The sequence below is a fragment of the Streptomyces sp. NPDC015532 genome (genome assembly GCF_043078065.1).
Taxonomy (GTDB): Bacteria; Actinomycetota; Actinomycetes; order Streptomycetales; family Streptomycetaceae; genus Streptomyces.
The window spans coordinates 724,762-751,738 of the sequence record NZ_JBIBSY010000002.1 but is presented as its reverse complement, the minus strand read 5'-3'; the positions used below and the strand labels follow the sequence as shown (position 1 = coordinate 751,738).

Below are 26,977 nucleotides of genomic sequence, written 5' to 3'. Positions count from 1 at the left end.
TCGAATGCACACCATGCACATACCACCGCCCGTTCCGGGGGAACGGGTCACCTCGCGCGCGCTCAGACGTCTGCCCCGCACCACTGCGTTGCTCGCCCTCTCCTTGACTCTGCTGAGCGGGGCGGTCCTGGCGACGCCCCGGCCGGCCGTCGCGGCACCACCCGCCGTGGACGGCTCGGCCGGGAAACTCTCCGCTCCCGACGTTCCGTCCGCCCTCGCCGAGGCGAAGCGCTCCGGCAAACGGGTGGAGGCACTGTCCGAGCGCACCGAGACGTCCACCACCTGGGCCGGCCAGAACGGCTCCCTGACGAGTGAACTCACCGCCGGCCCCGTACGGTTCGAGCGGAACGGCAGCTGGGTCACCGTCGACACCGATCTCACCGAACGCCGTGACGGCACCGTGGCGGCCAAGGCACACCCCGCCTCGCTCACCCTCGCGGGCAAGGGCGGGACACCCGCCTCCTCCCTCGGCGCCGCACGCACCGCAGGCGCGCGCGACCTCGTCATCCTCGGCGAGGGCGAGCAGCAGGTCACCCTCCAGTGGAGGGGCGGCCTGCCGCAGCCCGAACTGGACGGCAACCGCGCCACCTACCCCGATGCCGTCCCGGGTGCCGACGTCGTCGTGGAAGCCACCCGTACGGGATTCGAGCAGTACGTCGAGATCAAGCGGCGCCCGTCCACGAAGGACTACGGGTACACCCTCTCGCTGCGTGCGGAAGGGCTGCGTGCCGAGCAACAGCCGGACTCCAGCGTGCTGTTCACGGACCGAGAGACCGGCCAGGAGCGGGCCGTCATGCCCGCCCCGGTGATGTGGGACGCGACCGTCGACGAACGCTCCGGCGAGCACATCCGCCGCGTGCCGGTGGCGATGCAGGTGAAGCAGCGAGACTCCTCGATCGACCTCGTGGTCACGCCGGACCCCGCGTTCCTGGCCGACCCCACGACGCGGTACCCGGTCACCGTCGACCCCTCGACCTCCGTCCTCGGCAACGTCTTCGACACCTACGTCCAGCAGGGCGAAGCCCGGGACTGGTCCACCGACACCGAGCTGGACTTCGGCAACCCGGGCACGAAGAACGCCAACGGCACCCCGCGCACCGCACGGTCCTTCATCACCTGGGGAACGGCCCCCCTCGCGGACGCCCTGGTGACAAGCGCCGAGCTCAGCCTGTGGAACTTCCACTCGGGCGACACCGACTGCAAGCCCCAGCCCTGGACGGTCTGGTCGGCCGACAAAGCCTCGGTCTCGAGCCGCTGGACGGCCCAGCCCGTCCTGCACACCCAGCACGCCACGTCCACCGAGACCAGGGGCAACCCGAAGTGCGGCGCGGGCGGCTGGATCAACGCCGATGTGACCTCACTCGTACAGACGTGGGCCTCCTCCAAGGCACCACAGGCCGGCATGGGACTGAGAGCCGCGGACGAGTCCGTCGTCGGGCAGTGGAAGCGGGTCAACTCCGCCAACGCCACCAGCAACCCGCCCAAGCTGACGGTCACTTACAACTTCCGCCCGCGGTCGGGCAACAACCGCCAGGCCGGCCCTCCCTTCGCCAAGGACGCCTCGGACACCTGGCAGGTCGACACCACGACGCCGACACTGCGGGACACCTTCTCCGACAAGGACGGCGACCGCGTCAACGGCACCTTCGAGATCGTCGACGCGGTCACCGGCAAGCAGGTGGGAGACCACCTCGTCTCGCCGCGAGTCGACTCCGGACGCGCCGCGGCCGTGACCGTCCCCGACGGCACGCTCAAGGACGGTGCGACCTACCGGTTCCGCACCAGCCCCTACGACGGCACGCACTACAACCTCGCCTGGTCCGACTGGGCCACCTTCACGGTCGGCACCGGGCGCCGTCCCGGCAATCTGCCGGACATGCCGGGGGCACTGGAGTCCGGAGCCACGCAGTCCCTCACCCCCCTGCTGTCCGGGCTGGTGTCCAGCCCCGAACAGGGCCGCGTACGAGCCGAGTTCGCCCTGCGTGACGCCGACGGAAAGCAACTCTCCGGGGTGAGCCTCCCGGAGACCTGGGTGGACAGCGGTCAGCGCGCCGCGGCACGCGTCCCCGAAGGCGCACTGCACGCGGGCACGACGTACCTCTGGGCGATGCGCGCCTGCACCGACCGGGGCTGCTCGGCCTGGTCCTACGAGCAGGAGTTCACCGCCACCGACGCGGGCGACCCGAAGGCACCCGACACCACGTCCGTCACCCTCACGGGCCCCTCCCTCGACGACGCCACGGTGCCGGTCGGCACCAAGGCCTGTGCGGACGGCGGCTGCCCCGCCGTCACCGACGGCCGGCTGACGCTGGACGCCGGCACCGGCGGCGAGCGGGCCGCCTGGTTCAGGCCGGACCTCGGCAAGGTGCCGGAAGGCGCCCGGGTGACCCGGGCCCGGCTCGTGCTGACGCCGGCCGAATGCGGCACCGGCACCTGTGCGCAGCGGCCCGTCGAGATGTACCAGCTGCACGAACCCTGGGCCGCCCCGCGCACCGGAACCGGCCTGCTGGACGTGCTGGACGACGCCCCGTTCACCGAAGCCGCGCCCGCCGGCACCCAGGACCTCGCGCCACTGGTGCAGTCCTGGATCGACGAGCAGGCGGGCGAGGGGTTCGCGGTGCGGCTCCCCGCCGCCGACACCGCGTCGCCCGTCTCGTACCACTCAAGCCGCGGCACGGACCAGGCGAAGCGGCCGCAGCTCGTCATCACCTACGTGGCACCGACCGCGCCCGGAGCCCCGCAGGACCTGCGCGTGAGTGCCGGTGACGGAGGGCTGCTGGCCACCTGGAACCCGCCGCTGGACCCGGGTTCGGCGACGGACGAGACGGAGTACACCGCCGTCGTCACGAAGACCGACGGCGGCGAGGTCACCAGGGCCACCACCCACGACACGCACATCGTCGTGGACGGACTGACGAACGGCACCGCCCACCGGGTGACCGTGACGGCGCGCACCGCGCACGGCACCGGTCCCGGCACGGCGTCGCAGGCGCTCACCCCCGTGGCCGTACCGGGTGGCGCGGCCACGTACCGGGAGATCGTGCAGCAGTACGCCGATGCCCGCGGCGCCATCCTCACCGACAAGCATCCGACCGCGGCGGCGGCGCTGGCCGCGAGCTCGCGCGGGACCGCGTTCCAGGACCTGCTCGGCGCCCAGGCCACGGACCTCGCCGAGGCCAGGGACGTACTGGCCCGGCGCGGTCAGCGCTACACCGCGATGACGACGACACTGTCCGACGTCCTGGTCGGTGTCGACGACAACGGCACCGTGTTCCTGCGCGCGGTCCTCGAGGACTCGGCCGTACTGACGGGCGGGAACCCGGCGCAGGAGGGCGACCCGGCCGGTGAACCCGAGGAAGGACGGCGGGAGCAGCGCTTCACCTTCAGCACCAACAGCGGCGCCCCGATCCTCCACGTCGAGGCGGACGCTCCCGCGGCGGAAACGGTGCTCTCGGCGTCGGCCTCGGCCGCCAACGCTCTGGAGACCACCGACGACTCGCTGGGCCCCGTCAGCGAGGTGCCCGACGAGCCGATCGCGCTCGACGCGGACGGCCTGCCGGTCGAGGAACCCGCTCCGGCCGTTCCGGCGCCGGCACCGCGCGTCAAGCGCGCCGCCGCGCAGGTGTCCGGCTCCGGAACGCTCAAGTGGGCCTCCCGGCACGTCGCTACGCGCTGGGAGTACGGCCAGGACTGCACCAACTTCGTGTCGAAGGCGCTGTACTACGGCGGCAACATGAAGACCCGTCAGGGCGGGCGCAAGCACGACCGCGCCTGGTGGCAGCAGTACTACCTTTTCGGCAGTATCAAGAACAAGAGCTACACCTGGGCCGCCGCCGAGAACTTCCGCCGGCACATGATCCGCTACCGCGGGGCCAAGTACGTCACGGCCCTCTCCGCCAAGCCGGGAGATCTCGTGCTCTTCAAGTGGAAGAAGGAACGGGGCTACAACCACGTGGCCATCGTCGAGCGCAAGCGGCACGGGCTCCAGCTGATCCAGCACGGCAGCTCGAACAGGACCAGCCTCGCGGCTGCCATCCTGCGGTACCGCGGCAAGCCCAACTACATCGAGCGGGTCATCATCCTCCGCCCGAAGGCGAGGTCCTGACCATGACACGCACGACAAGACTCACCCGCATCGCACTGGCCGCCGTCGCCGCGGGCGGACTCCTGACGGGCTGCACTTCGGACGACGAGTCCCTGACGTATCAGACGGACTACAGCAATCACCGACCCCTGCGGGTCGTCGGCTACCCCTCCACGGGAAGCCTCGAGACGGTACAGAAGGCGGTGTGGCGGCTCGCCGACGGCGACGCCGACGCACTGGCCGCGCTCGCCGTCGACGACACGGACGCCGACGCCACGGCCCGCAACTGGGTCAAGGCCTTCGGCACCGCCGCCAAGTCGGACGTGACGGCGGACTTCTACGACGAAGGCTCCGTACGGCAGGTCGTGGTCCTCTACTTCGCCAAGAGCGGCCAGATCAAGGAGATCGAGGCCCGCATGGGAGAGGACGACGCCTGGGGACTCACCCTCGCAGAACCCGACCCGGCCGAGGCGACAGCCAAACCCACATGGGCCCCATCGAAGCCGGGCCACTCCGGCTCCCGCACCTCCGGCGCCGAATCCGCGAACTAGAGGTCACCTGCCCCGCGGCACTCCTTGAGGCCCGCACCCCGGACAACCGGGGTGCGGGCCTCCGCACTCACGTCAACGATCGCGATCTTCACCGGAGCCTGCGATTTCCCAGGTCCTGGCTGTACGAGCCACTAGGTTGGTATGCGTGAGGTGCTGAGCGCCGGTGAGATGAGCTTTCGCGAGGAATCCGGGCGGTGGGTGGTCGAGGAGGTCAGCAACCAGTCGACCGGCTACTGCCCGGACGTCAGCTCATGGCCGGCCGTGGCCGAGGCACTGGATCGGATCGGGATCCATCATCCGTCCGGGTTCACGCACGAGGTGGTCTTCCGCCGATGTCGCCCCTGCCAGGAGCTCGGCATCGTGCGGGAGGAGGACTTCGTCTGCGTCTTCTGCGGCGAGGATCTGCCGCGCAAGTGGAACGTCGGGGAGCCCTGGTGACTGGTCAGACAGCGAAGATCGCATCGCGTTGCGAATGCGGCGGCATGGCGGTGCGACAGGTGAACCAGTTCATCCTTCACGACGCGTTGTGGTGGGACTCGGAGTTCTCTTGCGGGTCCTGTGGCACCTACCTGTGCGAACACGCTGGTCCGGGACCAGCGCCTGATGACGTTCGGGAGGCTCTGCTCGCAGCGCACGGGTCCGTCACGCTGCGGTTGGTCGGTTCGGTTCCCAGTCTCGTCCCAGCCTTGAAGGTCTTTCGGGAAGTGTCAGCGGCCTCGTTGGCGCGGGCTCGTGAGCTGGTCGGGGAACTGAGCCACGACGGCCTGGTGGGGACGTTGTCGGAGATGGAGTTCCTGAAGGCCCTGCTGCAGTTGCGCGGAGTTCCTGTCGACGTCGATCGGTAGCTGTTCGCGTCAGGCGTCGAGGAGCCGTCGATGTCTCAGCGTCCGTTCGTGATCCGCGCCTCCGGCGACATATACCGCCTGCCTGTACGCCCTGTGGACGACGACCGGGCGACACCCTGGGGCTTATATGACCATTTATGCTCAATGAGAAATGAATTTACCTTCCATGAGAGTCCGGTGTTCTGTGCCGATTTGATCCAGCCCGAGAGTGAGGATCAGTGCGTGCCCGGCCGAACGGTCCGGGTGGTGCCGGGGCGTCAACTCCGGTACGTACGGAAAGGTCTGAACATGATCAACGGGTTGAAGAGGGTCGCGGCCCTGGGGGCGGCGACAGTGGCCCTGGCCGCGGGCGCGGTCGTCGGAACGGTCGGAACCGCGTCGGCCGCCCCGCAGGACCACCACCGGCCGTCGGCGGCGCCGCACCACTGCGTGAGGGTGGCGGGCCACTGGGCGCGCCAGTGGCACCCGGCCTACCGGGACCGGCACCACCACTGGCACCCCGGCCACTCGACCCGCGTCTGGGTCCCCGCCCACAAGGAGTGCCGCCGCTGACCCCGTAGCCGACACCGGCATCCGCCCCCGGAAGCGGATGTGATCCAAAGCGGAACCGGCCCCGACGTGCCCTTCGAAGGCGCGCCGGGGCCGCTTCCGTCAGGTCGCGGCCGCACTTCGGGAACGGCCGTGCGTGTGCTGTGTTCCGCCTTCCGGCCCGGGAGTTCAGCCGGGAAAGCGTTCGCGGCGAAGCGGGACGACGAGTCCGGTGCCGGATGGCCGCCGTCAGCGATCGCGAGTGTCTTGCCGGCGGCGGCCTCGGCTCCGGAATCGCGAGCGAGTACGAGAACGCCTCTGGCCGACCGGCTGTCCGGGCAGCCGATCCTCTACCCGGTTCTCGACGAGGAGTACGCGGGCTCGGGGCCGACAGGGCGCCACAGGACCGTCGTTGCTCGCCGGCTGGTCATCAGTATCGCCGCTGCGCGTGATCACGATCCTGGGCATCGGGGCGGCCCAGGTCGCCCTGGTCTGTGTATGGCGGCTGGTCACGATGGTGCGACGCGGAACCGTGTTCGAGGTGATCTGATGCCGATCGCCGTCGACATCGACGTGATGCTGGCCAGGCGGAAGATGTCCGTGGGCGAACTCGCGGATCGCGTAGGGATCACGCCCGCCAACCTGGCGGTACTCAAGAACGGCCGCGCCTAAGCGGTGCGCTTCACGACGCTCGCCGCGCTCTGCGAGGTACTCGGATGCCAGCCGGGCGACCTGCTGCGCTGGGAGCCCGAGGACACCACGGGCGAATGAACGCGCCGGCCGTGACACGGGCACGGCCGGATGGCCGGCCGCAACCATGGTCGGCTGTGCGGCGTGTGATCCGGTGGGACGGCTTTTCTCTGTTCCCGACCGGAATGTGAGGGGGCCCGATGACGCAGGAGCAGACCGGGGACACGACGTCGCGGACGCGACTGGGCACGAGGCGACCCAAGACCGTGCGAGGCCATGCACCGCGCTGGGTGTTCCGCCTGGTCATGACCGCCCTGATCCTGCTGCTCGCCCTGCGCACCTATGAGGAGACAGGCGTCGCGCACGCACAGTCGAACGGGACGCTGCACACGGCCGGCGCCACCATCACGGAGCTGACGTCCCACACGCGGAGCGGGAGAGACGGCGGAGGCCAGGACGGAGGGAGCGGCGACCGGACCGTCTCCACCACGTACACGATCGAGCTGCGCATCGGCGACGGGACGAAGACGGTGAACGGCGTCCCGGACGATTCCGCGAACGGCCTCCAGGAAGGGCAGCGGGTCCGGGCGGGTCTGTGGCACGGGCGGGTCGTGGAGATCGACGGGCGTGACGTGTGGCGCGGCTGGCATCCCGGGGGATGGGACATGGCACTGTTCGTGCTCTACCCGCTGATCATGGGTTATCTGATCGCCCTCGTCCTGGCCGCCGCCGCGTACTGGGCCGGCCGCCACGGCGGGGTACGGCTGGAGCGGCGGGAGCGGGCCCCGTCCTGGGCGTTCGGGTTCCTCGTCGGGATGACGGCGAGCTTCGTGCTCATGGGGTGCGCGGCTTTCGGGCACACCATCCCGTACTGGCCTCTTGTTCCGGCCGGAGCCGGGACTGCCACCGCAGTGGCGGGACTGAGCCGAGCGCTCCGGAAGGCCCGGGCCACACGTGCCGAGGACTCACCCGACGGGAGCGCACCGGCCCAGGCCTGATGCCCGGGGCCCGACCGCCCGGAGGACAGGTTCCACCGAGGCGGCGCCCGTCCAGCGTCCAGCGCACTGCGCCGGGCACGAAGCAGACCAGGGAAGCGCACGCCCTGAGCAGGTCTCCGGCCACGCGGCAGCGCAGAAGGCCTGCTTTCGATGCACGAGGGGCCCGAGGTCCGGCGACAGGACATACGTCCAGCTGTCACACGTGGTGCAGTGGGCCATCGTCGACCGGATGAAGCAGCGCCCGTCGTAGACCTTCCGGGGCGATGCCTGCCCCGAGGGCGACCGAACCATCGGCCGGCTCCGGCCGACGGGTTCCAGAGCCGCCGACCGGAGCGGCCTGTGGTGCAAGCCCCTTCAGCCCGGTCGCCCTGGCGTGTCGGCGACGCTGGGCGTGTCATCCCAATGGGGCGATGTGCGGCACGGCGGATCAGGCAAGACTCTCGCGAAGCCCAACTTCGCCCCGGAGGTTCCATGTCGAAAAGCGGTGCGCCTCGCATCGACGTTCCGCGGGAGGCCCCGGCGCGGGCGTCGCTCGTTCTGGCGTCCCTGATCGTTGTTGCCGCGGTGGCCAACCTGAACCTGTCGGTGGCCAACGTGGCACTGCCCGCGATCGGGAAGGCCTTCGACTCCTCCCAGAGCACGCTGAACCTGATCGCAGTGGGGTACTCCCTCGGCCTGGCCGCATCAGTGCTCTATCTGGGTGCGATCGGCGACCGTCACGGCCGCAAGCTGCTGCTGCTTCTCGGCATCACCGTGTCCATCCCCGCCTGCCTGCTCGCCGCGTACGCGCCGAACGACACCGTCCTCGTGGCGGCCCGGATCCTCGGCGGGCTCTCGGCCGGCATGGCCTACCCGACCACCCTGGCGCTGATCACCGCCCTGTGGACGGGGCCGGGGCGGACGAAGTCGATCGCGCTGTGGTCGGCCCTGGGCGGCGGCATCTCCATGCTCGGACCGGTGATCGCGGGTGCCCTGCTCGAACGCTTCTACTGGGGATCGGTGTTCCTGGTCACCCTGCCCCTCGCCGGGGTCGCGCTGTTCATGGCTCTGCTGTTCGTCCCTGCGCACGCCAACGAGTCGGCCGAACCGGTGGACAACCTCGGCGGCATCCTGTCCGTCCTCCTGGTCGCGGGACTGGTGCTGGCGATCAATTTCGCCGTCGTCCCCGGCCAGCGGGCGCTGGTCGTCGGCCTCGTCGTGATCGCCCTGGCTGCCGGAGCAGCCTTCCTCTGGCGTCAGCGCCGGGCTCCCAACCCGTTGTACGACCTCCACATCGCCGGCCGGCGCACGTTCTGGGTCGCCGCATGCGCGGGAGTCATCGTGTTCGGCTCCATGATGGGGTCGGCGTTCATCAGCCAGCAGTACCTGCAGAACGTGCTCGAGTACAACCCCGTCGAAGCCGGCGCCGCCATCCTCCCCCTTGCCGTGATGATGGTGCTCGTGGCGCCACGGTCCGCGAAGCTGGTCGAGACACGCGGCGCCCGCACGACCCTGCTGATCGGTTACGCGTTCCTCTTCCTCGCCTTCGCCTGGATGCTGATGTTCTGGGGTGAGGACAGCAGCTATGGGCAGATCGGCTTCGCCTACGTGCTCGTCGGTATCGGCGCCGGCCTCGCCGGGACGCCCGCATCCCACTCGCTGACCGGATCGGTGCCCGTGCGACGGGCCGGCATGGCCTCAGGCACCGCCGACCTGCAACGGGACCTCGGCGGGGCCATCATGCAGTCCGTCATGGGAGCGCTCCTCACCGCCGGCTATGCCTCGGCCTTCAGCGCGGCGATCGCCGCTTCCCCCGAGAGCAAGGACGTGTCGGACCAGGTCCAGAGCGAGCTGACGAAGTCGTTCGCCTCCGCCGGGCAGGTCGCCCAGCAGCACCCCCGGTACGCCGACCAGATCGTCGCGGCAGCACGCCAGTCGTTCCTCCACGGTGACGACTGGGCGTACACCGTCGGCCTGGCCGCGGTCGCCCTGGGTGCGCTGCTGATCTTCTTCATGTTCCCGCACCGGGACGCCGAGCAGGAACTCCTACGGCGCTACTGCACCCAGGACTCCGCCTCCGCCGCCACCGTGAGGCCGAGCGGACCGGGAGCCCGAGGCCGGCCCTGCTGACGCACCAGGAAGCACACGACCTGCTCCCAACTCCTGCCGACGATCGCACAGGACGGCCATCCCTCTCGCCGCAAGCCAACCGCCTCGCACGGGAGATCGCCGCACGGATCCCGTCAGAGAACCGACCACCACGCCGCCGCGCCGGGCTCGGTGCACGGGGCGCCCCAGTCCGGGATCGAGCCGGTCGGTCGCCCGGTTACGGGCGAACCCGGAGAACGCGAGTGGAGGCCGAACTGCTTCCTGCTGAACCCAGGCGTTTCGTCTGGATCGGGGAGCGGCGTCCGGTCAGCCGAGGGCGAGAGTCAGCACCTTGCCGTCCGGTCAGCAGAGGACGATGGTCAGCACCTCGCCGGGCGCGGAGCCCGACTGCGCCACCAGCGAACCGCCCGGGGACCACACCCCGGAGCCGCCGGACGTCTCCTGGTAATCCCCGCTGGGTCCCGCCGCAGTCGACAGCACCACCCACACGCCGTGCGCCCGCGCCCGCTCCCGCATGTGCGTGTCCCGGCGGGCGGACTGTTCGCGGCCCTCGCCATAGAGCGTGCCGGCGACGTACGCGTCGATGCCCAGCTCCGCGGTCTGCGCCGCGTGTTCCGGCACCGCGGCGTCCCGGCACACGGCGAGCCCCAGCCGCCGGCCGTCCACCTCGAACACCACCGGCTTCTCACCCGGGGTGAAGCGGAGCCCTTCGGCGCCGTGCAGGTGCATCTTGGCGTACACGGCCTCGGCGCCCTCGCCCGTGACGGCCAGCGTCGCGATGTACTCGCGTCCGTCCGCGTCCCGCCAGGGGGCGCCGGCCAGCGCGGTCGACCCCGTACTGCCACAGGCCTCGATCAAAGGGGCGAGGCGGGGATCGTCCACCGCCACGGCCGGCGCGGCGAGGTCGTATCCGGTGAGCGACAACTCGGGGAAGACGACCACGCGGGCCCCTGCGCCCCGCACCGCCTCGGCGTGCAGCACGGCGTTGGCGGCGACGTCCCGGCCCGCGCAACGGGGCTGGGCGACGGCGACGATCAGAGGTTCGGGCACAGCGGCACTCCGGTCAGGTGAGGGAAACACCGGTCACTCTAAGCCTGACGGGCCCCACCCCTGGCTCGGTCGACCTGCCGCCGCACGTGGTCTGGTCAGGACGCCGCTCCTACGACGTGGAGCAGCCGCGCTCGCGGATGAGCCTCTACCGCACCGTCCTGGCCGAAGGCAGCGCCAGGACCTGGTCGCCTTCCTGGACCAGGATCTCCTGCTCGGGCAGTGGCCAGTGCCACGTACTTGATCAGCCGCCCGCTGAGGGACGCCTGGGAAGCCGCCTTCCCCGAGCTGACCGGCCTCGATCGCCGTGATCGTCCCCGAGCCGGCCCGGTCGACGCCGTCGACCGGGCACACATGGTCGGGCGCGGCCGGAGCGTCTCGCCCCCTACGCATCTCGTATATAGCCTATGTAGAGTACGAGTATGGGTAGTCCACGTATGACCCTGCAGACCCAACTGGTGCTGCGGGCTTTGCTGGAGGATCCCGCCAAGCAGCGCTACGGCCTTGAGCTGTGCGAGCTGGTGGGACTGCCGTCGGGCACGATCTATCCGATCCTGGCCCGGCTCGAACAGGTCGGCTGGGTGGACAGCACCTGGGAGGACCCGGCCGTCCACGAGGAGGCCGGCCGACCGCGCCGCCGCTTCTACCGGATCACGAAGGGCGGTGCCGAACAGGCTCGCCTGGCTCTCGCGCATGCCTACCGCGCCCGCAAGCAGCCGCTGCCTGGCTGGGCGGCCACGCATCCGGTCGGTGAGGGGGAGTGTCATGAAGACACGGCGCCGGTGAGCCGCCCGGCCGGGTAGGCGCTATGTCTCCCCTCCAGTTCGCCTGGCTGCAGGTGAACTGGATCGGTCGTGATTCACCTCAGAGCCCGCCGGGGTCGGGCTGTGTTGCCGGAAGCGTGATCACGCGGCGTCCCTCGCCAGGACCGGTGCACCCGGGGCACGTCACAGCGCGAACACCGGGACCCCGGGGGTACGGGTCACACCGCACACCCCCCGTGCCCGCGAGGGCGCCGCCGGCGTCGGCGCGAGGGCCGGCCCGATCAGCGGCATGACGGCCGCCAGCATCTCCGCCTCGCTCGCGGTCCCGTCCACGACCAGATCGGCTGCTGCCCGGGAGGGCGCGACATGGGCTGCGTGGCGGTCCCTGCCGGACTGCAGATAGTTGCGCAGGGACAGCCGGGGGTCCTGCCGCTGCGCCTCGATCTTCCGGAGGATCTTGCGGGCCAGGCGTATGTCGTCAGGGGTGTCGACGTACACCCGCCACGCCGCCCGCCGGACCACGGACGGCAGGGACAGCGCGAACAGGCCCTCGACCACGACCAGCAGCACGCCGGGGCGCAGGAGTGCCGCGTCGATGGCGTGTGCCACCGCTGTCTCGTCGATCGACCCCGGATGGTTCCAGTCGAGGACGGCATGCCCGTCGGCACTGACCGTCCACACACCCCTCAGGGGGTCGTGCGCGGACACGTAATAGTCGTCCAGATGGATCAGCGCCACGCTCTCGGGACACTGCAGCGACAGGGCTTCGGCAAGGGTGGACTTGCCGGATGCGGTGCCGCCTGCGACCGCCATTACACCCGTCATACGGGCGCTCCTCATGTGCTCAAGGGGGATAGACGAAGCGGCCGGACAAGCCGGGTGCAGGGAATGTACGGCGGCGTGATCGCCTCTGGCAAGCACGGAAACGCGGCCCGGTTCAGCGGAGGCCCGGGGCTGCGACCTCGGTCGGCCTGCGCGCCGGTCTCGGCGGTGCCGCGGACCTTCAGCGTGGCGTAACGGCCCTTGCACGCGGGCGTGACGTCGACGCGCGGGAACGAGTAGCCATGCGTCCGACTCTTACGTCTGCTCACCACGGCGGCCGCCGTCGCCCCCGTGCTCGCGACCGCCCTGTCCGCTGTTCCGCCGACCGCTTCCGCACCGTGCACGTCGACCTGGCGAGGCCGATGGTCCAGGTCGTGCGTGGGGTTCGGCGGCGGTGGTGTGGTCAGCGGCACATCCGGGGCGGACGGGCATCGTGGCAGGGGGTGAAGAGCCGCTTCGGTGCTGCCTGTTGGGTCCCGCGGGGGACACCAGGAAGAGCCGCGACGTGGTTCGACCGCGGCTCGACAGGCGTGCGGCGGGTCCGTGGACGTCCGTGGTGGACAAGAGGGTGCCGTGAGGCCCGTACACTCGGCAACCGCCTCCGTGTCCGGCGCGAGGCCCCGACAGGAAGGACGCGGTGTCCGTGTTCCAGGAAGCCCCGATCTACCGCCAGCTCGTCGCGGAGCGCGGTGACGTCCCCGCGCAGGTCCGAGGTGAGGCCGAGCGGATTCGCAGCGACCTGCAGCGAGTGATGCCGCCCCTGCGTCCCTCGGCGCCCGCCGCGCCCGAGCACACCTGGTCCGGCGCGCCCGCCGGCCTGGCGCTCCCGCCGGGGACGCAGCGGGGCTGACCCGCCGTACACGGCCCGTCCGCGCGCCTGTCCGACTCGACCGCCCGGTAGCCGACGGCTTCCGGGCGGCTGCTGTGACGGCCGGGGTGGTCGCGCCTGTTGGCCTCCGGGCCGGCGATCCGTACGCGTCGACGGCCTCGAACGACGACTTCGTGGCACCGGTGACGGACGAACAGGATGATTCGGGTGAACCGGACGTCGTGTGCCCGCGGCCTCCGGGTCAGCGCACGGGGAAGCCGAAGGTGTGGCCCTGCTCCTTCAGCCGGGGGAGGATCCGGCGCAGGGCCTCGACGGTCTGGGAGCGGTCACCGCCCGCGTCGTGGAAGAGGATCGTCGGCCCGTTGGGCAGTTCCCGCTCGACCGTGGCGACGACGGCGTCCGTGCCCGGCCGCTCGAAGTCCTTGGAGTCCACGTTCCAGCCCAGCGGCCGCATGCCCCGGGAGGCGGCCAGCTTGCGGCTGTACGGGGTGAAGGCCCCGCCAGGCGCCCGGTAGTACATCGGCCGTACGCCCCCGGACGCCTTGGTGATCATGCGTTCGGCGTCGAGTATCTGCTGAGACTGGTACGCCTGGGACTTGGTGTCCATGGTGGTGTCGTGCGACACCGAGTGGTCGCACAGCCGGTGTCCGGCCGCGACCACCTTCTTCACGAGGTCCGGATGGGCCTGCGCCTGGGTCCCCACCATGCAGAAGGTGGCCTTCACCCCGTACTCGCGCAGCACGTCCAGCACTTGAGGGGTCCACGCGGGGTCGGGACCGTCGTCGATGGTGATGTTGACCCCCCGCGCGCCCTTGTCCGAGGCGTGCACGATGGTCACCGCCACCGGCTTGACCTTGTCCCGCTCGGCCGAAGCCGCGGGGCGGGGCGCCGCGCCGCCCACGCCACCGGCCTGCGCGGTCCACACCGATGCGCCGGCGGCCAGCAACGTCACCCCGAGTGCCGCCCCGGCCACCTTGCCGTACCAGCCCCGCCTGCTGCCGTGCCGTGCCATGTCCGCCCCGCTCTCCCGCAGTTCCTCGGTCGCCTTCCGACCACCTGGCAGGACGAGCGGCGACGGCCCGGGGATGCGTCTGTTACGGATCACGGACAATTCCGGGAGGAAATGGGGACACAGCCTGGCGAGTTCGCCCTGCCGTCGCCTCAACGTGGCCGTTCCCGGCCAGACTTGGGTCACCGAATCGCCCTGTTACGGTGTGCCGATGTCATCCGTCAAGCAGTTCCAGGTCACCTTCGACTGTGAGCAGCCCGAGCGCGTCGCCCGTTTCTGGTGCGAGGTGCTGGGCTACGTCGTACCCCCGCCGCCGGCGGGGTTCGCCACGTGGGAGGACTACGGTCGCTCGCGGCCACCCGAGGATCAGGGCTCATGGTTCGCGTGCGCCGATCCCTCGGGCGTCGGCCCGCGCCTGTACTTCCAGCGCGTTCCCGAAGGCAGGGTCGTCAAGAACCGGGTGCATCTTGATGTGCGGGTCGGCACCGGCCTCGTGGGTGATGAGCGCCTGGCCGTCCTCGAGGCCGAATGCGCCCGACTGGTCGCGCTCGGCGCGGTACACGTACGAACCCTGATCGCCGATGACGAGAACGAGTCGTGCATCGGGATGCAGGACATCGAGGGCAACGAGTTCTGCCTCGACTGAGCACCCACCGGGACGGGGAGGCGGGTGACTCTCCCACCGCTGTCCCCGGCCTGGACCCGCGAAAGGTTCCAGACAGGTGGACTCGGCGTCCCCGCCCGTGATCGGACGGGGACGCCGGGACCGGGAGGACGGCGCGGTGACCCGTCCGGCGAGCGTCGGAGCGAAATCGTGATCCGCGCCGGTGACCTGGGTGAGGTGACGTTCGGACGGGCGGCGCGGGCCGCCCAGGGGGCGTCCGCTCCAAGGAAGTACGAGCGCTGGGCCGATGACTCCCAGGCCCAGGGCGGGAGTTCGGATCTTCGTATCGCTCCCGGCGGAACCCCTCGGCCGAGCGGCCCGGCGATACCGCGCCGTCCGGACCTGTCCGAGCCCCGCGGTTCCGGAGAAATTCCTGCTCACAGGCCTTCCGTGCGACCTTCGGACTGCCCTATGTTCTCCATCCATGCTCCTTGCCGATGATCAGCGCGGCGGCCGTCTGCTCGCCCGCGCCGCGTCCCTCACCACCGCGGTCGTCCTCGTGGTGCTCTGTGCCGCCCTCGGCCATGCCGACGGGACCGGACTGTTCGCTCCGGAGAACTGGCCGGACGCGGGTTTCGTACCCGGCGACGCCACGAGCCCTGCCTGGGCCACCGTGGTGTTCCTGCCCCTGCTGATCGGCGGCAGCGCGCTGGCCGTCCACCGGTTGGTGCGCGCCGCGGCGCCCGGAGCGAGGGCACGCTGGGTCTTCGGCGCCGTCTGGTCGAGTCTGATCCTGGTGGCGTTCCTCGCCAAACTGGCTTACAGCGTGCTGCTGCTGGCGATCGCCGGACCGGCCGGGCTGCACATCTTCCCGACGGCCGGTGCACTGCTCGCCGAGTGCGGGCTGACCGGCGCGAAGTACGCCGTGTTCGGGCCGCTGGTCGCGGGCCTGGTGGCATCGGCGTACCGGATCGGCGTGTGGCGCCTGCGCCGCAAGGACGCTGAGACCACCAAGAGCACCAAGAGCACCAAGAGCACCGGGAGCACCACCGAGAGCACCGAGAGCGGTAAGGGCGCCGAGGGTGGTGAGCGTGCCGTACCGGATTCGGATGCCGGCGTGGACCCCCTCGCCGGGGTCGCGTGGCTGCCGGCCGGGGCCGCCGTCGCGCTCCAGGCGGGGACCGGCGCGTTCGCCTGGGCCGCCGGCCCGATACCCGGCGGCCGCGCGGCGGCGACGCTGGTCACCGGCATCGCGGCGGTGTTCGCCGGTGTCGCGCTCTGGCGCCGCGTGGTGGCACCCGGCCTGACCCGCGCCCGTACCGGGGCGACGCTCTGGTCGCTCGCGACGACCCTCACCGTGGCGGGCGTTCTCGGGTTCGCGCCCCTGTGGATTCTCGACGGCTGCCTGAACGGTTTCGGCGGTGAGCTGTTCCCGGTCGCGTCCGTGCTCGTACGGGTCGCGGAGGGTGTGACCGCGGGCGTGTGCGCGGGCGTCGTGTGCGTGCCCTGGGTCGCGGAACTGGCGTGGCGGCGCCGGACGGAGCCCTCGGCCGAGCGCGGCGGCCTCGCCTGGGCCGTCCGGTGGGCGCCCCCCGTCGCGGTGGCCGCCGTGCTGGCGCTCGCCGCGGGCACCCTGGCACCGGGACCGGCTGTGGCCCCCGTCGGCGCGCAGACGGAGACCGCGGGCCGCGACCGCAACGAGCTGCTGCCGCTGACCGTGCTGCGCCGCGACGGACAGGCCCCGGTGATCGGCGACAGCGAGGGACGGCAGGTGCTGCTCCGCGGGGTGAACGTCAATCAGCTCATCGACTACGGACAGCCCGACCCGGCCAAGCCCACGGTGTGGCCGCTGGAGGACGCCGACTACGCCCGGATGGAACGGTACGGGTTCGACGTCCAGCGTCTCGCCCTGTCCTGGTCGGCCCTGGAGCCGAAGCGGGGCGTCTTCGACGAGGCCTATCTGGCACGGGTGCGCACCGCGGTCGACCAGGCCGCCGACCACGGCATCCACACCGTCCTCGACATCCACCAGGACACCTTCTCGAAGTACGTCAGCGCGGCGCCGGGAACGCGGTGCAGGGCCAACGCGTCACCGGAGTTCGGCAACGACGGCGCCCCGAAGTGGGCGACCCTCACCGGCGGCGCCAAGGCCTGCGGCTTCCTCGGACGCGACCTCGCGCCCAATGTGCAGCGGGCGTTCACCAACCTCTACGACGACACCGACGGCATCGGCACCGAGTTCGCCCGCGTGTGGGGCCGACTCGCCAAGACCTTCGCGGACGACCCCGCGGTCGCCGGCTACGACCTCCTCAACGAGCCGGGCCCCGGTGACGCCCCGGGCGTGACCTCCTCGATCCTGCTCGGACGCCTCTACCAGCAGGCGATCACCTCGATCCGGGCCGCGGAGTCGAAGGTGTCCGGCGGCTTCCACCACCTGGTGTTCTTCGAGCCCTCGATCCTCTGGTCGGGGCTCGGCTTCGACACCACCCCGCCGGTCGGTTTCGCCGACGACCCGCGGCTCGTCTTCTCGCCGCACCTGTACAGCGAGTCGATCACCATGGACCAGGGCCTGGGCATCACCCTGACCTCGATCGAGCAGGGCTACGCCACCGCCGAGCGCACCGCCCGGGCGTACGGGGCGCCGCTGTGGTCGGGCGAGTGGGGATGGTTCGAGGAGCCCGGTGACTTCCGCCCCCGGTTCGAACGGTTCCTGGAACGGCAGAACACCGGAATGCTGGGCTCGGCGATCTGGGTGTGGAAGAAGGCCTGCGGCGATCCGCAGAACGACCCCGAGGCCACCGCCTCGGGCGGCGGCGTCGTCCTGTACACCTGCCCCGACGGCAAGCCGCTGCCCGGCCCGGCCTTCGAGACCACCGCGCTGTCCCAGGCCTACCCGCGCAGCGCTCCCGGTCGCCTGAGCTCCCTGCGCTCCTCCCTCACCGAGCGGGACCTGCGGCTGACCGGCTCCGGCGAGGGCACGCTGGACGTGTGGGTCCCCGGCCCGGGCCGCCCCGAGGCCAAGGGCAGCGGTCTCACCGGTATCCGGCTGGCGGAACGGGCGGGCGGCTGGCGGCTCACCGCGCACACCTCCGGTCGGTACACCCTCCACGTGGCGTAGCGGCAGCCGTCGGCCGGTCCGCCTCGGGGGCGGCCGGCCGACGGCGCCGGGGCACGCGCGTACGTCGCTCGCGGGTCGTGTCAGCCCGTGGTCCAGCGACGGAGCTTCTCGGGGTTGCGCACGACCCAGATGCGGGTGATCCGGTCGCCCGCGACCTCGAACGCGAACACCGTCACGGTGACGCCGTTCTGCTGGGCCACCAGGCCCGGCTGACCGTTGACGGTACGTTCCAGGAGCGTCATGTCGGCGGGCCTGCGGCGGGCGAGTTCGGTCCAGGCGCGCGCGATCCGCTCGCCGCCCTCGATGGGGTGCAGGAAGGTCGTGGCGAGGCCGCCGCCGTCGGCGACCGCCGTGGCGTCCGGGTCGAGCAGGCCGATGAGGGCGTCGATGTCCTGGGCCTCCCACGCCTCCTTGAAGGCGCTGACGACGCCGGTGCGCCGCGGCGCCGCGGTCGCCGAAGGCCGCGCGGCCCGGACACGGCGGCGGGCCGAGGAGGCCAGCTGGCGGCAAGCGGCCGGCGTACGGCCGACGATCTCGGCCACTTCGGCGAACGAGTGGCAGAAGACATCGTGCAGGACGAACGCCACGCGCTCGGCCGGGGTCATCGCTTCGAGAACGACCAGGAACGCCAGGCCGACCGACTCGTCCAGGGTGACCCGATCGGCCGGGTCGACGGCCGCGCCCCCCGGCCGCCCGCTGATCCACTCCGCGCGCCCCGGCACCGGCTCGGGAATCCACTCACCCACGTACGTCTCCCGCCGGGCCCGTGCCGAGCCGAGCACGTTCAGACAGATGCGACTGGCCACCGTGGTCAGCCAGGCACCGGGGGACTCGATGGCGTCCTGCTCCTGCCGGGACATGGCGTACCAACGGGTGTACGTCTCCTGGACGGCGTCCTCGGCCTCGGTCAGGGAGCCCAGCAGCCGGTAGGCGAGATTGATCAGGTGACGCCGCTCGCTCATGATCGCGTCCAGGCCCGGATCGGGCCCGCCGTGTCCTGGCTCGGATCGGGTGGTCATGGTGTCGACAACTCCCTTGCTCGCATCGGCTTTCACCGGGTCGCAGCCGCTCTCACCTGTACGACAGAACAGCGCACCGGCATGTGAGGCCGGAGCGGCGCGGGCAACCTCACATGCCGGGCGCCTCACATTCCGCGGGGCTGTCTTGTCGAAGCGGTGAGACCGACCCATCATCCAGCGGACAGGAAGGCCGGAGACATCATGACTGCCTCGACCCCGAAGATCCCGGAGACCCCCGGAAGCCCGTTCACCGCCCCGGCGACCGACGAGCGACTGGAGCGGGTGGCCGCCGCGCTGAAGGAGAAGAACGTCGACGTCGAGATCCTCGACGACGCCGCCGCGGCACGGGCCCGCGTCAAGGAACTGGTTCCCGAGGGTGCCGCGGTGTTCACCGTGGCCAGCGAGACCCTCCGCCTGTCCGGCATCGACGAGGACATCAACGACAGCGGGCGGTACGACTCCGTCAAAGCACGGGGAACGGCCATGGACCGCGCGACGCAGATGGCGGAGATCTGGCGGATGCTCGCCTGCCCCGACGTCGTGGTGGGCAGCGTGTCCGCCGTCACCGAGACCGGCTCCCTCGTGGCCGCCTCGGCCAGCGGAAGCCAACTGCCCGCCTACGCGGGCGCCGCACCCCGGGTGATCCTGGTGGTCGGCGCGCAGAAGGTGGTGCCCGACCTGGACACCGCGCTGCGCCGCATCGACGAGCACTGCGTCCCGCTGGAGGACGAGCGCGCCAGGAAGGTGTACGGGGTACCGAGCGCTCTCAACCGCCTTCTCGTCCTCAACGCGGAACCCCACCCGGGGCGCTGCACCGTCCTGCTGCTCCGCGAGGCCATCGGATTCTGAACCGCCGGGGCCCCGCACATCCGTGCCGTGACCGTTCGGGTGTGCGGGGGGCGGTTCGCCGGGCGATCACGACCGGCCGCTCGCCCCGGCGACACCCGTGCGCTCCGCCCACTCCGCCTCCGGCGACCAGAGCCGGGCGCCGCCGGCCGCGACCGGCCGGTCGTCCCGGGCGGTGAGCCGGAACCCGACCGTGTAGGTGCGGGTGACCGAACCGTTGGCCGAGGTCACCCGGACCGTGCGGCTGGTGAACCGGGATGCGGCCGACGAGAGGACCGAACCGCCGACGGTGAGCCTCACCCGCGCGCCGGGCCCGGCCGGTACGGCGGAGACGGCCGGGATCCTCTTGTTCCCCGGCCAGTCGACCACGTACGTGGACACCTCAGGATCGAAGCCGTCGATCGGGACGCCCTCCACCGTGATCGCCCGGGCGTCGGCGACACTCGCCCTGGTGGCGTCGGAGGAGCTCGTCACGGTGGCCGACCCGTCGGCGCCCACGGCCACGTGCGCCGCCATCGCGGCCGCCAGGTTGATCCGCTGCCAGCTCGCCGCGCCGTCCGCGGTGAGGTCGAGCGGGTACCCAGAGTCCGTCGCGGTCTGTTCCAGGACCTGGGTGCGCTGCTCGGCGGTCAGGTCCGGGAGGGCCGTGATGAGCAGGGCCGCCGCGTCGGCCGGCGTCCTGAGCGGCTGCCCCGGCTTCCCCACCTGGGAGAACCCGTAGGTGAGGCGCCGTGTGTACAGGTCGACTTCCTGCGTCGCGCTCAGACCGGAGTAGGGGTCGCCCGCGCAGGCCGCGAGCGTGTTCCCGTAGCCCTCCGTCTCGCACTGCGCGAGCAGCACGTTCTCGATCTCGGTGTGGGCCTGCATCAGCAGCTTCTGGAATTCGGGGTCCGCCCACCGGTGTGCGACGGTGGCCTGTCCGGTGATGCGGCCGCCCATGACGTCCAGTGGGTAGTGGAACCCGAGGACCACGCGGTTGTCCCCGTACTCCGAGGTGCGCGCGAGGATCGACGGTGCCAGTTCCGGCAGGAGCGTGGCGAGGACGGTCCCGGCTTCGTAGCCGCCGTACGTGTGGCCGCTGGGGTACGAGCCGCTGGTGGCGAGGCCGCTGTAGGAACCGTCCTGCGACTCGTAGATCTCACCGCCGTCGCCGACGAACCCGAGCCGCACGTACGGGCGTTGGTAGCCGTAGTGGTTCTTCGCCGCGTCGACCTCGTCGAGCCCCTTCGTGACCCGGGAGAACAGTGCGCTGGTCTTGGGCAGTCGGCCACCGCTCAGGGCGTCGCCGTAGATACGGCCGAGCCGGGAGCCGAGTCCGTCGGCCAGCGTGACGGTGGCACTGTGCGTCGCGTCCGCCTCGGCGCGGTCCACCTCCTTCTGTGTGGCCGCGTTGTTGATGGCCACGGCGGTCCTGTCGTTCTCCGCGGTGGGTGAAGTGCCTTTCGGCACCCGGGTGTTGGCGCCGAGGATGTCCGTGCGCAGATTGTCGGCACCGCTGAGCAGGCCGTCGAAGTAGTCGCTCCCGTCGTCGGTCACCGGCCAACTGTCGGACGGATAGGCCGCGTTCAGCGTGTCGTCAGGGAAGGGGGACGACACATGGGCGGCGCCGGATGCGTCCGCGGGCGTTTCCGAGGCGGGCGCGGCACTGCCGGCGGAGGTTCCGGCCAGGGTGACCGCGGTGACGGTCGCCGTGTGTGCCCCCGCCTTGCCGGCGGCCGTGAGCAGCGTGCTGGCCGTGGTGGCGGGAACGTGTGCGGTGGTTCCGTCGTCGAGGGCCACCGTGTAGCCGATGACCGGGAATCCGCCGTCGCCGCCCGCCCGCCAGGTCACGCGGACCTGCCGGCCGTCGGTGATCACTCCCGTCACGGCCGGCGTCTGCGGCTCGCCGCCGCCGGTCACCACGGGAGCCGTGGCCGGGCTGGGGCGCGAGGCGCCGACGGCGTTCACCGCGCGGACGCGCGCCGTGTACGACCTGCCCGCCCGCAGCCGGGTGAACGTCGTGCCCCGGCTGTCCGGATCGTGGATCTCGACCTGATGGTCTTCGTCGAGGGTGACCTGGTAACCGGTGACCGGTGAACCGCCGGTGTCCCCGGGGACGGACCAGGCGACGGTCACGCTCGTGCCGGACGAGCAGGCCGACACGGCGTCAGGCGCGGCCGGTACCGCCCTGGGCTTCGTGGTGAGCGCGGCCCGGGCGTGGTCGAGCGTGCCGTACCGCGCGGTGAGCGTCTCGTCCGTGGCGGCGGTGTCCGCGACCGCGGTCCTCGCCTCCGCGAGCGCCTCGGTGAACGCGGTCCACGACGTGTCCGTGTAGCGCGCGTCGTCGAGGGCCGACACGGTCGCGACCAAGGCCTCCAGTCTCAGCCTCGGGAGCGGGATGAGCTGCTTGGCGGCGAGGGTGAGGCCGCGGGTCTCGGTGTCGACTTCGAGCTGGGTCACGCCGTCGGCGTCGGCGAGGGTGCGCGCGGCGGCGAGTTCGCGCCGGTACACCCCGAAGTCGATCGTGTCGTAGCGCTCCGCGTCGCCGGAGAGCCCCGCGTACCGGTCGATCGCCTTCCGCAGGGCGGACCGGTCCGTGACGGCGGGCGTCTCGACGTGGGTGAAGGTGACCCGGCCCAGGTTCGCGACGTACGGGTGCGAGGAGTCCGGGGTCGTCACCAACCGCAGGTGGACGCCGTGCGTGCCGGTGATCGCCCCGGGCAGCGTCAGACTCGTCGTCCCTCCCGAGGACCACGCGGCCCCCGTGACGGGCAGGGGTACGGTCGCGTACGGCGTCCCGGGGTTGTCCGCGTCGAAGGAGTCCAGGTAGAGCTGGACGGCCGAACCGGTGCCGCAGCGGGCGGAGTTGTTGACGTAGGTGATCGTGACGGTGCTCTTCGGGGAGCCGCCGAAGCCGATGTCCCCGTAGTCGAGCCAGGCCCCGTCGTAGGTGCCGCCGAGGTCGGTGGTGGACCCCGAACCGTTCCAGCCGACCGGCTCGCTCTTGAGCCCGCCACCGCTGTGCGAGCGGAACGCGGTGGCGTCGAACGCGACGGGTGCGCCTGCTTCCTGAGTCAGCGTCAGGGAGTAGACGTTGGCCACGTAGGGCTGGGAGGTCGTCTGGGTGCTGGAGACGAACGCGGCGTACACGTCCTGGATGCCGCTGAAGACGCCCGGATCGAGCGGGACGGTCGTGGTGGCGACGGTTCCCCAGCCCGATCCGCCGTAGTCGAGCGGGATGTCGACACTCTTCGGTCCGTCCCTCGACCCCAGGCGCAGTTCGAGGTGCGAGTCCGACGCCGCACGCGACCGGGGCTTGTCATAGGTGACCGTGACCGTGTCGGCGCCGTCGCGGAGGCCGGTGTCCCTCCACTCGGCCCACGCCCCGTTCGTCGTGTTCTCGAAGATGCCGTTCGCGAGGTCGAGCGGGAGTGAACCGCCGCCGGTCGCACTGCTGTTGGCCGCGGTCAGCGTGGCGAGCGTGGTCGAGGGGGACGCGGACTCCTCGTACGGAGAGAACTGGTACCGGTCGAAGTTCGCCACCCACTGCTGGCCGGCCGGGGCGCGGAAGACGAACGTCGCGCTCGACGCGCCCAGCAGGGCGTCCGGGTCGCTGACGGTCGCCCGCACCGTGCTGTAGAACTGCCATCCGCCGGTTCCGGGGAGCTGGACGGTGGCGACTACGGGGCCGTCGGCGGCGCCGGCGTGGATGTCGACGCTGCTCGGCTTCGCGTTCGCCGCCTGCGAGTTCGCGTAGCGGACCGAGACGGCCCGCGGGGCGACCCCGCCGAAGTCCAGCTCGGTGAACCGCTCCCACGATCCCTCGGTGACGCCACCGAGGTTGCCGTCGGAGTTGTTCCGCTCGCTGACGAGGCTGGGGCCCTCCTTCTGGTCGGGGTCCTCGGCCTGGAGGACGGCGAAGCCGCCCTCGTCGATGGTCAGCCCGTCGATGGCGGTCTGGAGCGCGTCCTGCGCGGCCATGATCGTGCCCGTGGCGGAACCGGTGTCCGCGAGGACGGTCCGCGCGCGGTCGAGGGCCGACCGGAACAGGGTCCAGGAGCCGTCGGAGTAGTGGGCGCCGCGCGCCAGGGACGCCTGGTCGACGAGTGCGCCGAGCGCCTCGCGGTGCACCGCGGCAGCGGAGACGAGGAGCGGGTCGGTCGGGGACACCCCGGTGCCGTGCACCGTCGAGGCGCGTACGCCGTGGGCGAAGGCCGCGTCCTGGAAGGTGATACCGAAGCGCACGTCGACCCGCGTGCCGCCGGTGAGCGAGAGCGTCGCCGTACGCGAGCCGCTGACGCGCAGGTCCGCCGTGACACCGCCCGGCAGGCCGGTCACGGTCGCCGCCCCGGACTTGGTGAGGCTGGTCCCCTTACGGGCGTCGAAGGCCGCCGGTCCGGACAGGGTGAGTTTCACGCTGTCGTGGACGGTGCCGTCCTCGGCGGTGTCGACGGTGCCCGGGTGGGCGGAGACGACGGTGTCGCCCGTGTGCGTGCCCGTTCCGGCGTCACCCGTGTCGCCCGCGTCGGTGTTCAGCGAGTACGCGGGCTCGGTGCGGGCGCCCCACCGGGAGGGCTGGGAACCCATGGTGAAGTCCAGGGTCCCGCCGGAGATGATCTGGGAGTAGTCGAGCCACGTGTTGGTGAACCGTTTGCCGTTGAGGGTCGCGCTCTGCACGTAGTAGTCGCTCGGCGACACGCCGCCGGCCTTCACCGTGAACCGGGCGCCGTCGGCGTAGCGGATCGTCGTGGAGTCGAAGAACGGACTGCCGATCTGGAACTGGCTGGAACCGGCGGTCACCGGGAACAGGCCCAGGGCGGCGCCGACGAACATCGTCGACATGGTGCCGGCGTCATTGTCCATCGTCGGCAGGAAGCCCCTGGGGGAGAGCTTGTAGACCTGGGTCCTGACCGGCGGGCGGAACTCGCCGCCGGAGCTGGGGGCTTCGTTCGAGGAGCCCGTCGCGAGGTAGCGGTTCCAGGTCGTGCCCGTGTAGATGGCCCGTACCCACTTCTGCGTCAGGCTCGGCTCACCGACGTAGTTGAAGAGGTACGGGGCCTGGAGGTCGATCTCGTTGGCGTTGGAATGCAGCATGCCCGAGCCGTCGTCGGCGCCGGAGTCCTCGCCGAACATGTGCTTCACAGCGGCCTTGCCCGCTCTCGCGCCGCCCATGGCCTCGATGAGACCGCCCATGTCGTACGCGTCGTACCAGTGGTACTGCCACAGGGTGCCCTGGTAGAGGCCGGCCGCCTCGAACTTCTCGTAGTCCGCGCTCTGCCAGTCACCGCTCGCGGCGCGCGGGGTGAGCAGTCCGACCTCGGTGCCGTCGGCGGCCGTCCAGGCGCCGGACTTCACGAGGTTGTCGATCGCCATGGTCGCCTGCGTCCGCAGCTTTCGCGCGTCCGCCTTCTCGCCGAGCGCGTCGGCGATGACGGAGAGCGCCCACTGGTCGTAGCCGCGCTGGACGGTCGTACCGGGATCCCCGGTGACATAACCCTGCCGCAACTGCGCCCCCGTGTAGTACCCGGAGTACGACATCAGCGCGGGGTAGGCCTCGTCGAGCCGGTCGAAGTCCTTGTAGCCCTTGGACAGCGCGTCGGCGACCAGGACGGCCGAGCGCTCCCAGCGCACGGTCGGGACCGAGTGGGTGAGGCTGCCGGGGCTCTTGCCTGCGGTGTGCGCGTCGGCGAAGAGCTCGATGAGCGACTGCACCATGTCCCGGTAGGTGGCCGGGTCGATGTACGCCTCGACGGAGAACTTGCGGAAGTCGTCCCAGGTGGACCAACCGTCGTAGTACGTATAGCCGTTGGCCTTGTGCACCGCTCCGTCCACGCCGCGGTACGTCCCGCTGGTGCTGGTGGCGTTCACCGGCAGCGCGTACATGCGGTACAGGTGCGTGTAGAACTCCCGGGTGAGCGTCGACCCGGGGTCGGACGTCGCGGAGGCGTGTACGTCGACGGCGCCGAGCGCCCGGTTCCAGTCCGCCCGGGTCCGCGCGCGGGCCTGGTCGAAGGTGAGGTCGCCGACCTCGTTCCGCTGGTCGGTCGCGGCCTGTTCGGCGCTGATCGGCGACAGCGTGACGCGCAGTTCGATGTCGTCACCGGCGGACCGGTCGAAGCCGAGGACGGCGCCGGTGTCGGCCCCGTCCTGCGTGGTCGCGTCGCTCAGCGTGCCGTCGTCGCCCCAGCTCTTCAGGGACGTCACGGGGGCGTTGGTGGTGGCGGTGTAATACAGCTTGTACGAGGCCCCGTTGAACGACCCGGCGATGAGCCCGCTGATCGACGTGGTCCCGTCCGGGAGTGTCGTCGCCTTCAGGGTCGAACGGGTGCGGCTGGTGAAGTTGTTCGCCAGGTCGAGGACGAGCTCGGGGTCCGACCCGGAGGGAAAGCGGTACCGTTCCAGCGCCGTGCGCGTCGTCGCGGTCACCTCTGCCTGGACGGTGCCGGTGTCCCGCGTCACCGATGAAGCGGTTCCGGAGACGGCGCCGAGCCCCACCTGGTAGGACCCGGGCGTCGCGGTCTCGTCGTCGTGGTCGTACGTGTGGGCGTAGGTGCCGGGAGAGGGACGCTTGTCGTACCGGACGGAGGTCGGGACGACGAGCAGGTCGCCACCGCCTCCCGAGCCGCCGACGCCGTCGAGGTCCGTGGCGGTGAACCCGGCTATGTGGTCCTCGTCGTAGTCGTATCCGGAGTGGTTGCGGCCCGGCGTGGTCATCGGGTTGACCTTGGCCAGACCGTGCGGCGCCTGGGCGCCCGGCAGGTCGTTGCCGTCGTCGCCGGCCGTCGACACGAACGGGTCGACGAGCTTCGTGTAGTCCGTCTCCCCGGATGGTCCGCCTGATGTCGCGTCGGACGTTCCGCCTGATGTCCCGACCGACGCGGCGGACGTGGTGGGGAAGGGCAGTGCCGCGGCCGTGCCGGCGCCGGCCGGCGCGGCCAGGGCGAGCGCTCCGGCGAGCAGCGCGACGACGGTCGCGCGTAATGGCCGGTGGCCGCGCCGGGCCGGCCCGGGAGGCAGGGCGCGAAAGACGGGGGGACGGGATCTGATCGGCACGTAACCTCTCCAGCGTCGCTCATACGCACACACGGTCCGGCTCCCCGGAAGACAACGTTGTCAGCTCGGGGTGCCAGGGGTACAACTCGGAGTGAGACGGAAG

At 71.3% G+C, this 26,977-nt stretch carries 16 protein-coding genes and 5 pseudogenes; 16 read left to right on the top strand and 5 right to left on the bottom strand.

What is annotated here, in order from left to right; translation table 11 throughout:
* Positions 1 to 13: 13 nt before the first annotated feature.
* The 11 genes and pseudogenes from ACF07B_RS09985 to ACF07B_RS09935 all read left to right on the top strand — a co-directional run.
* A pseudogene (locus tag ACF07B_RS09985) lies at positions 14 to 1,849 on the top strand (DNRLRE domain-containing protein); the annotation flags it as partial.
* Between the two features lie 27 nt (positions 1,850 to 1,876).
* On the top strand, positions 1,877 to 4,105 hold the full coding sequence (locus ACF07B_RS09980) for an amidase domain-containing protein (protein WP_392178755.1): 2,229 nt from the start codon (positions 1,877 to 1,879) through the stop codon (positions 4,103 to 4,105).
* A 2-nt stretch (positions 4,106 to 4,107) separates the two neighbouring features.
* Positions 4,108 to 4,635: a hypothetical protein gene (locus ACF07B_RS09975; RefSeq protein ID WP_392178502.1), complete on the top strand. Its 528-nt coding sequence runs from the start codon at positions 4,108 to 4,110 to the stop codon at positions 4,633 to 4,635.
* 150 nt (positions 4,636 to 4,785) lie between these two features.
* Positions 4,786 to 5,073, top strand: a pseudogene (locus ACF07B_RS09970) (hypothetical protein); the annotation flags it as partial.
* 266 nt (positions 5,074 to 5,339) lie between these two features.
* Positions 5,340 to 5,480, top strand: coding sequence for a hypothetical protein (locus ACF07B_RS09965; protein ID WP_392178501.1), 141 nt, complete (start codon positions 5,340 to 5,342; stop codon positions 5,478 to 5,480).
* Between the two features lie 288 nt (positions 5,481 to 5,768).
* The gene (locus ACF07B_RS09960) at positions 5,769 to 6,032 is read left to right on the top strand and encodes a hypothetical protein (protein WP_369479952.1); all 264 of its coding nucleotides are present in this window, start codon (positions 5,769 to 5,771) and stop codon (positions 6,030 to 6,032) included.
* A 409-nt stretch (positions 6,033 to 6,441) separates the two neighbouring features.
* Positions 6,442 to 6,546, top strand: a pseudogene (locus tag ACF07B_RS09955) (DUF2975 domain-containing protein); the annotation flags it as partial.
* An 11-nt stretch (positions 6,547 to 6,557) separates the two neighbouring features.
* A pseudogene (locus ACF07B_RS09950) lies at positions 6,558 to 6,779 on the top strand (helix-turn-helix domain-containing protein).
* A 119-nt stretch (positions 6,780 to 6,898) separates the two neighbouring features.
* The gene (locus ACF07B_RS09945; RefSeq protein WP_392178500.1) at positions 6,899 to 7,696 is read left to right on the top strand and encodes a hypothetical protein; all 798 of its coding nucleotides are present in this window, start codon (positions 6,899 to 6,901) and stop codon (positions 7,694 to 7,696) included.
* A gap of 471 nt (positions 7,697 to 8,167) precedes the next feature.
* Entirely contained in the window at positions 8,168 to 9,805 is a 1,638-nt protein-coding gene (locus ACF07B_RS09940) for an MFS transporter (protein ID WP_392178499.1), read from the top strand.
* Positions 9,799 to 9,867 (top strand): annotated as a pseudogene (locus ACF07B_RS09935) (hypothetical protein); the annotation flags it as partial. The gene ACF07B_RS09940 and the pseudogene ACF07B_RS09935, both read left to right, overlap by 7 nt.
* A gap of 259 nt (positions 9,868 to 10,126) precedes the next feature.
* On the opposite strand, the gene ACF07B_RS09930 reads toward ACF07B_RS09935, so the two are convergent.
* On the bottom strand, positions 10,127 to 10,834 hold the full coding sequence (locus tag ACF07B_RS09930; protein WP_392178498.1) for a carbon-nitrogen hydrolase family protein: 708 nt from the start codon (positions 10,832 to 10,834) through the stop codon (positions 10,127 to 10,129).
* A gap of 419 nt (positions 10,835 to 11,253) precedes the next feature.
* Between ACF07B_RS09930 and ACF07B_RS09925 the strand changes: the two genes are divergently transcribed.
* Entirely contained in the window at positions 11,254 to 11,634 is a 381-nt protein-coding gene (locus tag ACF07B_RS09925) for a PadR family transcriptional regulator (RefSeq protein WP_392178497.1), read from the top strand.
* Positions 11,635 to 11,778: 144 nt separating this feature from the next.
* Here the strand turns inward: ACF07B_RS09925 and ACF07B_RS09920 are convergent, their stop codons facing one another.
* Positions 11,779 to 12,420 (bottom strand): uridine kinase, encoded by a 642-nt coding sequence (locus tag ACF07B_RS09920; protein WP_392178496.1) that lies wholly within the window; start codon positions 12,418 to 12,420, stop codon positions 11,779 to 11,781.
* A gap of 640 nt (positions 12,421 to 13,060) precedes the next feature.
* On the opposite strand from ACF07B_RS09920, the gene ACF07B_RS09915 reads away from it, so the two are divergent.
* Complete coding sequence (locus tag ACF07B_RS09915) at positions 13,061 to 13,267, top strand: hypothetical protein (protein WP_369479943.1); 207 nt, start codon at positions 13,061 to 13,063, stop codon at positions 13,265 to 13,267.
* Between the two features lie 220 nt (positions 13,268 to 13,487).
* Here the strand turns inward: ACF07B_RS09915 and ACF07B_RS09910 are convergent, their stop codons facing one another.
* Complete coding sequence (locus ACF07B_RS09910; protein WP_384240200.1) at positions 13,488 to 14,258, bottom strand: polysaccharide deacetylase family protein; 771 nt, start codon at positions 14,256 to 14,258, stop codon at positions 13,488 to 13,490.
* A 208-nt stretch (positions 14,259 to 14,466) separates the two neighbouring features.
* On the opposite strand from ACF07B_RS09910, the gene ACF07B_RS09905 reads away from it, so the two are divergent.
* Positions 14,467 to 14,901, top strand: a complete 435-nt coding sequence (locus tag ACF07B_RS09905; protein WP_392178495.1) for a VOC family protein — start codon at positions 14,467 to 14,469, stop codon at positions 14,899 to 14,901.
* A 442-nt stretch (positions 14,902 to 15,343) separates the two neighbouring features.
* Entirely contained in the window at positions 15,344 to 17,977 is a 2,634-nt protein-coding gene (locus ACF07B_RS09900; protein WP_392178494.1) for a glycoside hydrolase family 5 protein, read from the top strand.
* Between the two features lie 80 nt (positions 17,978 to 18,057).
* On the opposite strand, the gene sigJ is transcribed toward ACF07B_RS09900, so the two are convergent.
* A complete protein-coding gene (gene sigJ / locus ACF07B_RS09895) occupies positions 18,058 to 18,996 on the bottom strand; it encodes an RNA polymerase sigma factor SigJ (RefSeq protein ID WP_392178493.1) in 939 nt (312 codons plus the stop codon).
* A 201-nt stretch (positions 18,997 to 19,197) separates the two neighbouring features.
* Between sigJ and ACF07B_RS09890 the strand changes: the two genes are divergently transcribed.
* Entirely contained in the window at positions 19,198 to 19,845 is a 648-nt protein-coding gene (locus ACF07B_RS09890; RefSeq protein WP_392178492.1) for an LUD domain-containing protein, read from the top strand.
* Positions 19,846 to 19,911: 66 nt separating this feature from the next.
* On the opposite strand, the gene ACF07B_RS09885 is transcribed toward ACF07B_RS09890, so the two are convergent.
* Positions 19,912 to 26,874 (bottom strand): glycoside hydrolase domain-containing protein, encoded by a 6,963-nt coding sequence (locus ACF07B_RS09885; RefSeq protein WP_392178491.1) that lies wholly within the window; start codon positions 26,872 to 26,874, stop codon positions 19,912 to 19,914.
* Positions 26,875 to 26,977 lie beyond the last annotated feature (103 nt).

What these genes read in the sequence shown, in the direction of transcription:
- ACF07B_RS09905 (WP_392178495.1), top strand. Translation starts at nt 14,467, where the DNA reads ATGTCATCCGTCAAGCAGTTCCAGGTCACCTTCGACTGTGAGCAGCCC.
- ACF07B_RS09945 (WP_392178500.1), top strand. Translation starts at nt 6,899, where the DNA reads ATGACGCAGGAGCAGACCGGGGACACGACGTCGCGGACGCGACTGGGC.
- ACF07B_RS09900 (WP_392178494.1), top strand. Translation starts at nt 15,344, where the DNA reads ATGCTCCTTGCCGATGATCAGCGCGGCGGCCGTCTGCTCGCCCGCGCC.
- ACF07B_RS09980 (WP_392178755.1), top strand. Translation starts at nt 1,877, where the DNA reads ATGCCGGGGGCACTGGAGTCCGGAGCCACGCAGTCCCTCACCCCCCTG.
- ACF07B_RS09925 (WP_392178497.1), top strand. Translation starts at nt 11,254, where the DNA reads ATGGGTAGTCCACGTATGACCCTGCAGACCCAACTGGTGCTGCGGGCT.
- ACF07B_RS09975 (WP_392178502.1), top strand. Translation starts at nt 4,108, where the DNA reads ATGACACGCACGACAAGACTCACCCGCATCGCACTGGCCGCCGTCGCC.
- ACF07B_RS09960 (WP_369479952.1), top strand. Translation starts at nt 5,769, where the DNA reads ATGATCAACGGGTTGAAGAGGGTCGCGGCCCTGGGGGCGGCGACAGTG.
- ACF07B_RS09910 (WP_384240200.1), bottom strand. Translation starts at nt 14,258, where the DNA reads ATGGCACGGCACGGCAGCAGGCGGGGCTGGTACGGCAAGGTGGCCGGG.
- ACF07B_RS09890 (WP_392178492.1), top strand. Translation starts at nt 19,198, where the DNA reads ATGACTGCCTCGACCCCGAAGATCCCGGAGACCCCCGGAAGCCCGTTC.
- ACF07B_RS09920 (WP_392178496.1), bottom strand. Translation starts at nt 12,420, where the DNA reads ATGACGGGTGTAATGGCGGTCGCAGGCGGCACCGCATCCGGCAAGTCC.
- ACF07B_RS09940 (WP_392178499.1), top strand. Translation starts at nt 8,168, where the DNA reads ATGTCGAAAAGCGGTGCGCCTCGCATCGACGTTCCGCGGGAGGCCCCG.
- sigJ (WP_392178493.1), bottom strand. Translation starts at nt 18,996, where the DNA reads ATGACCACCCGATCCGAGCCAGGACACGGCGGGCCCGATCCGGGCCTG.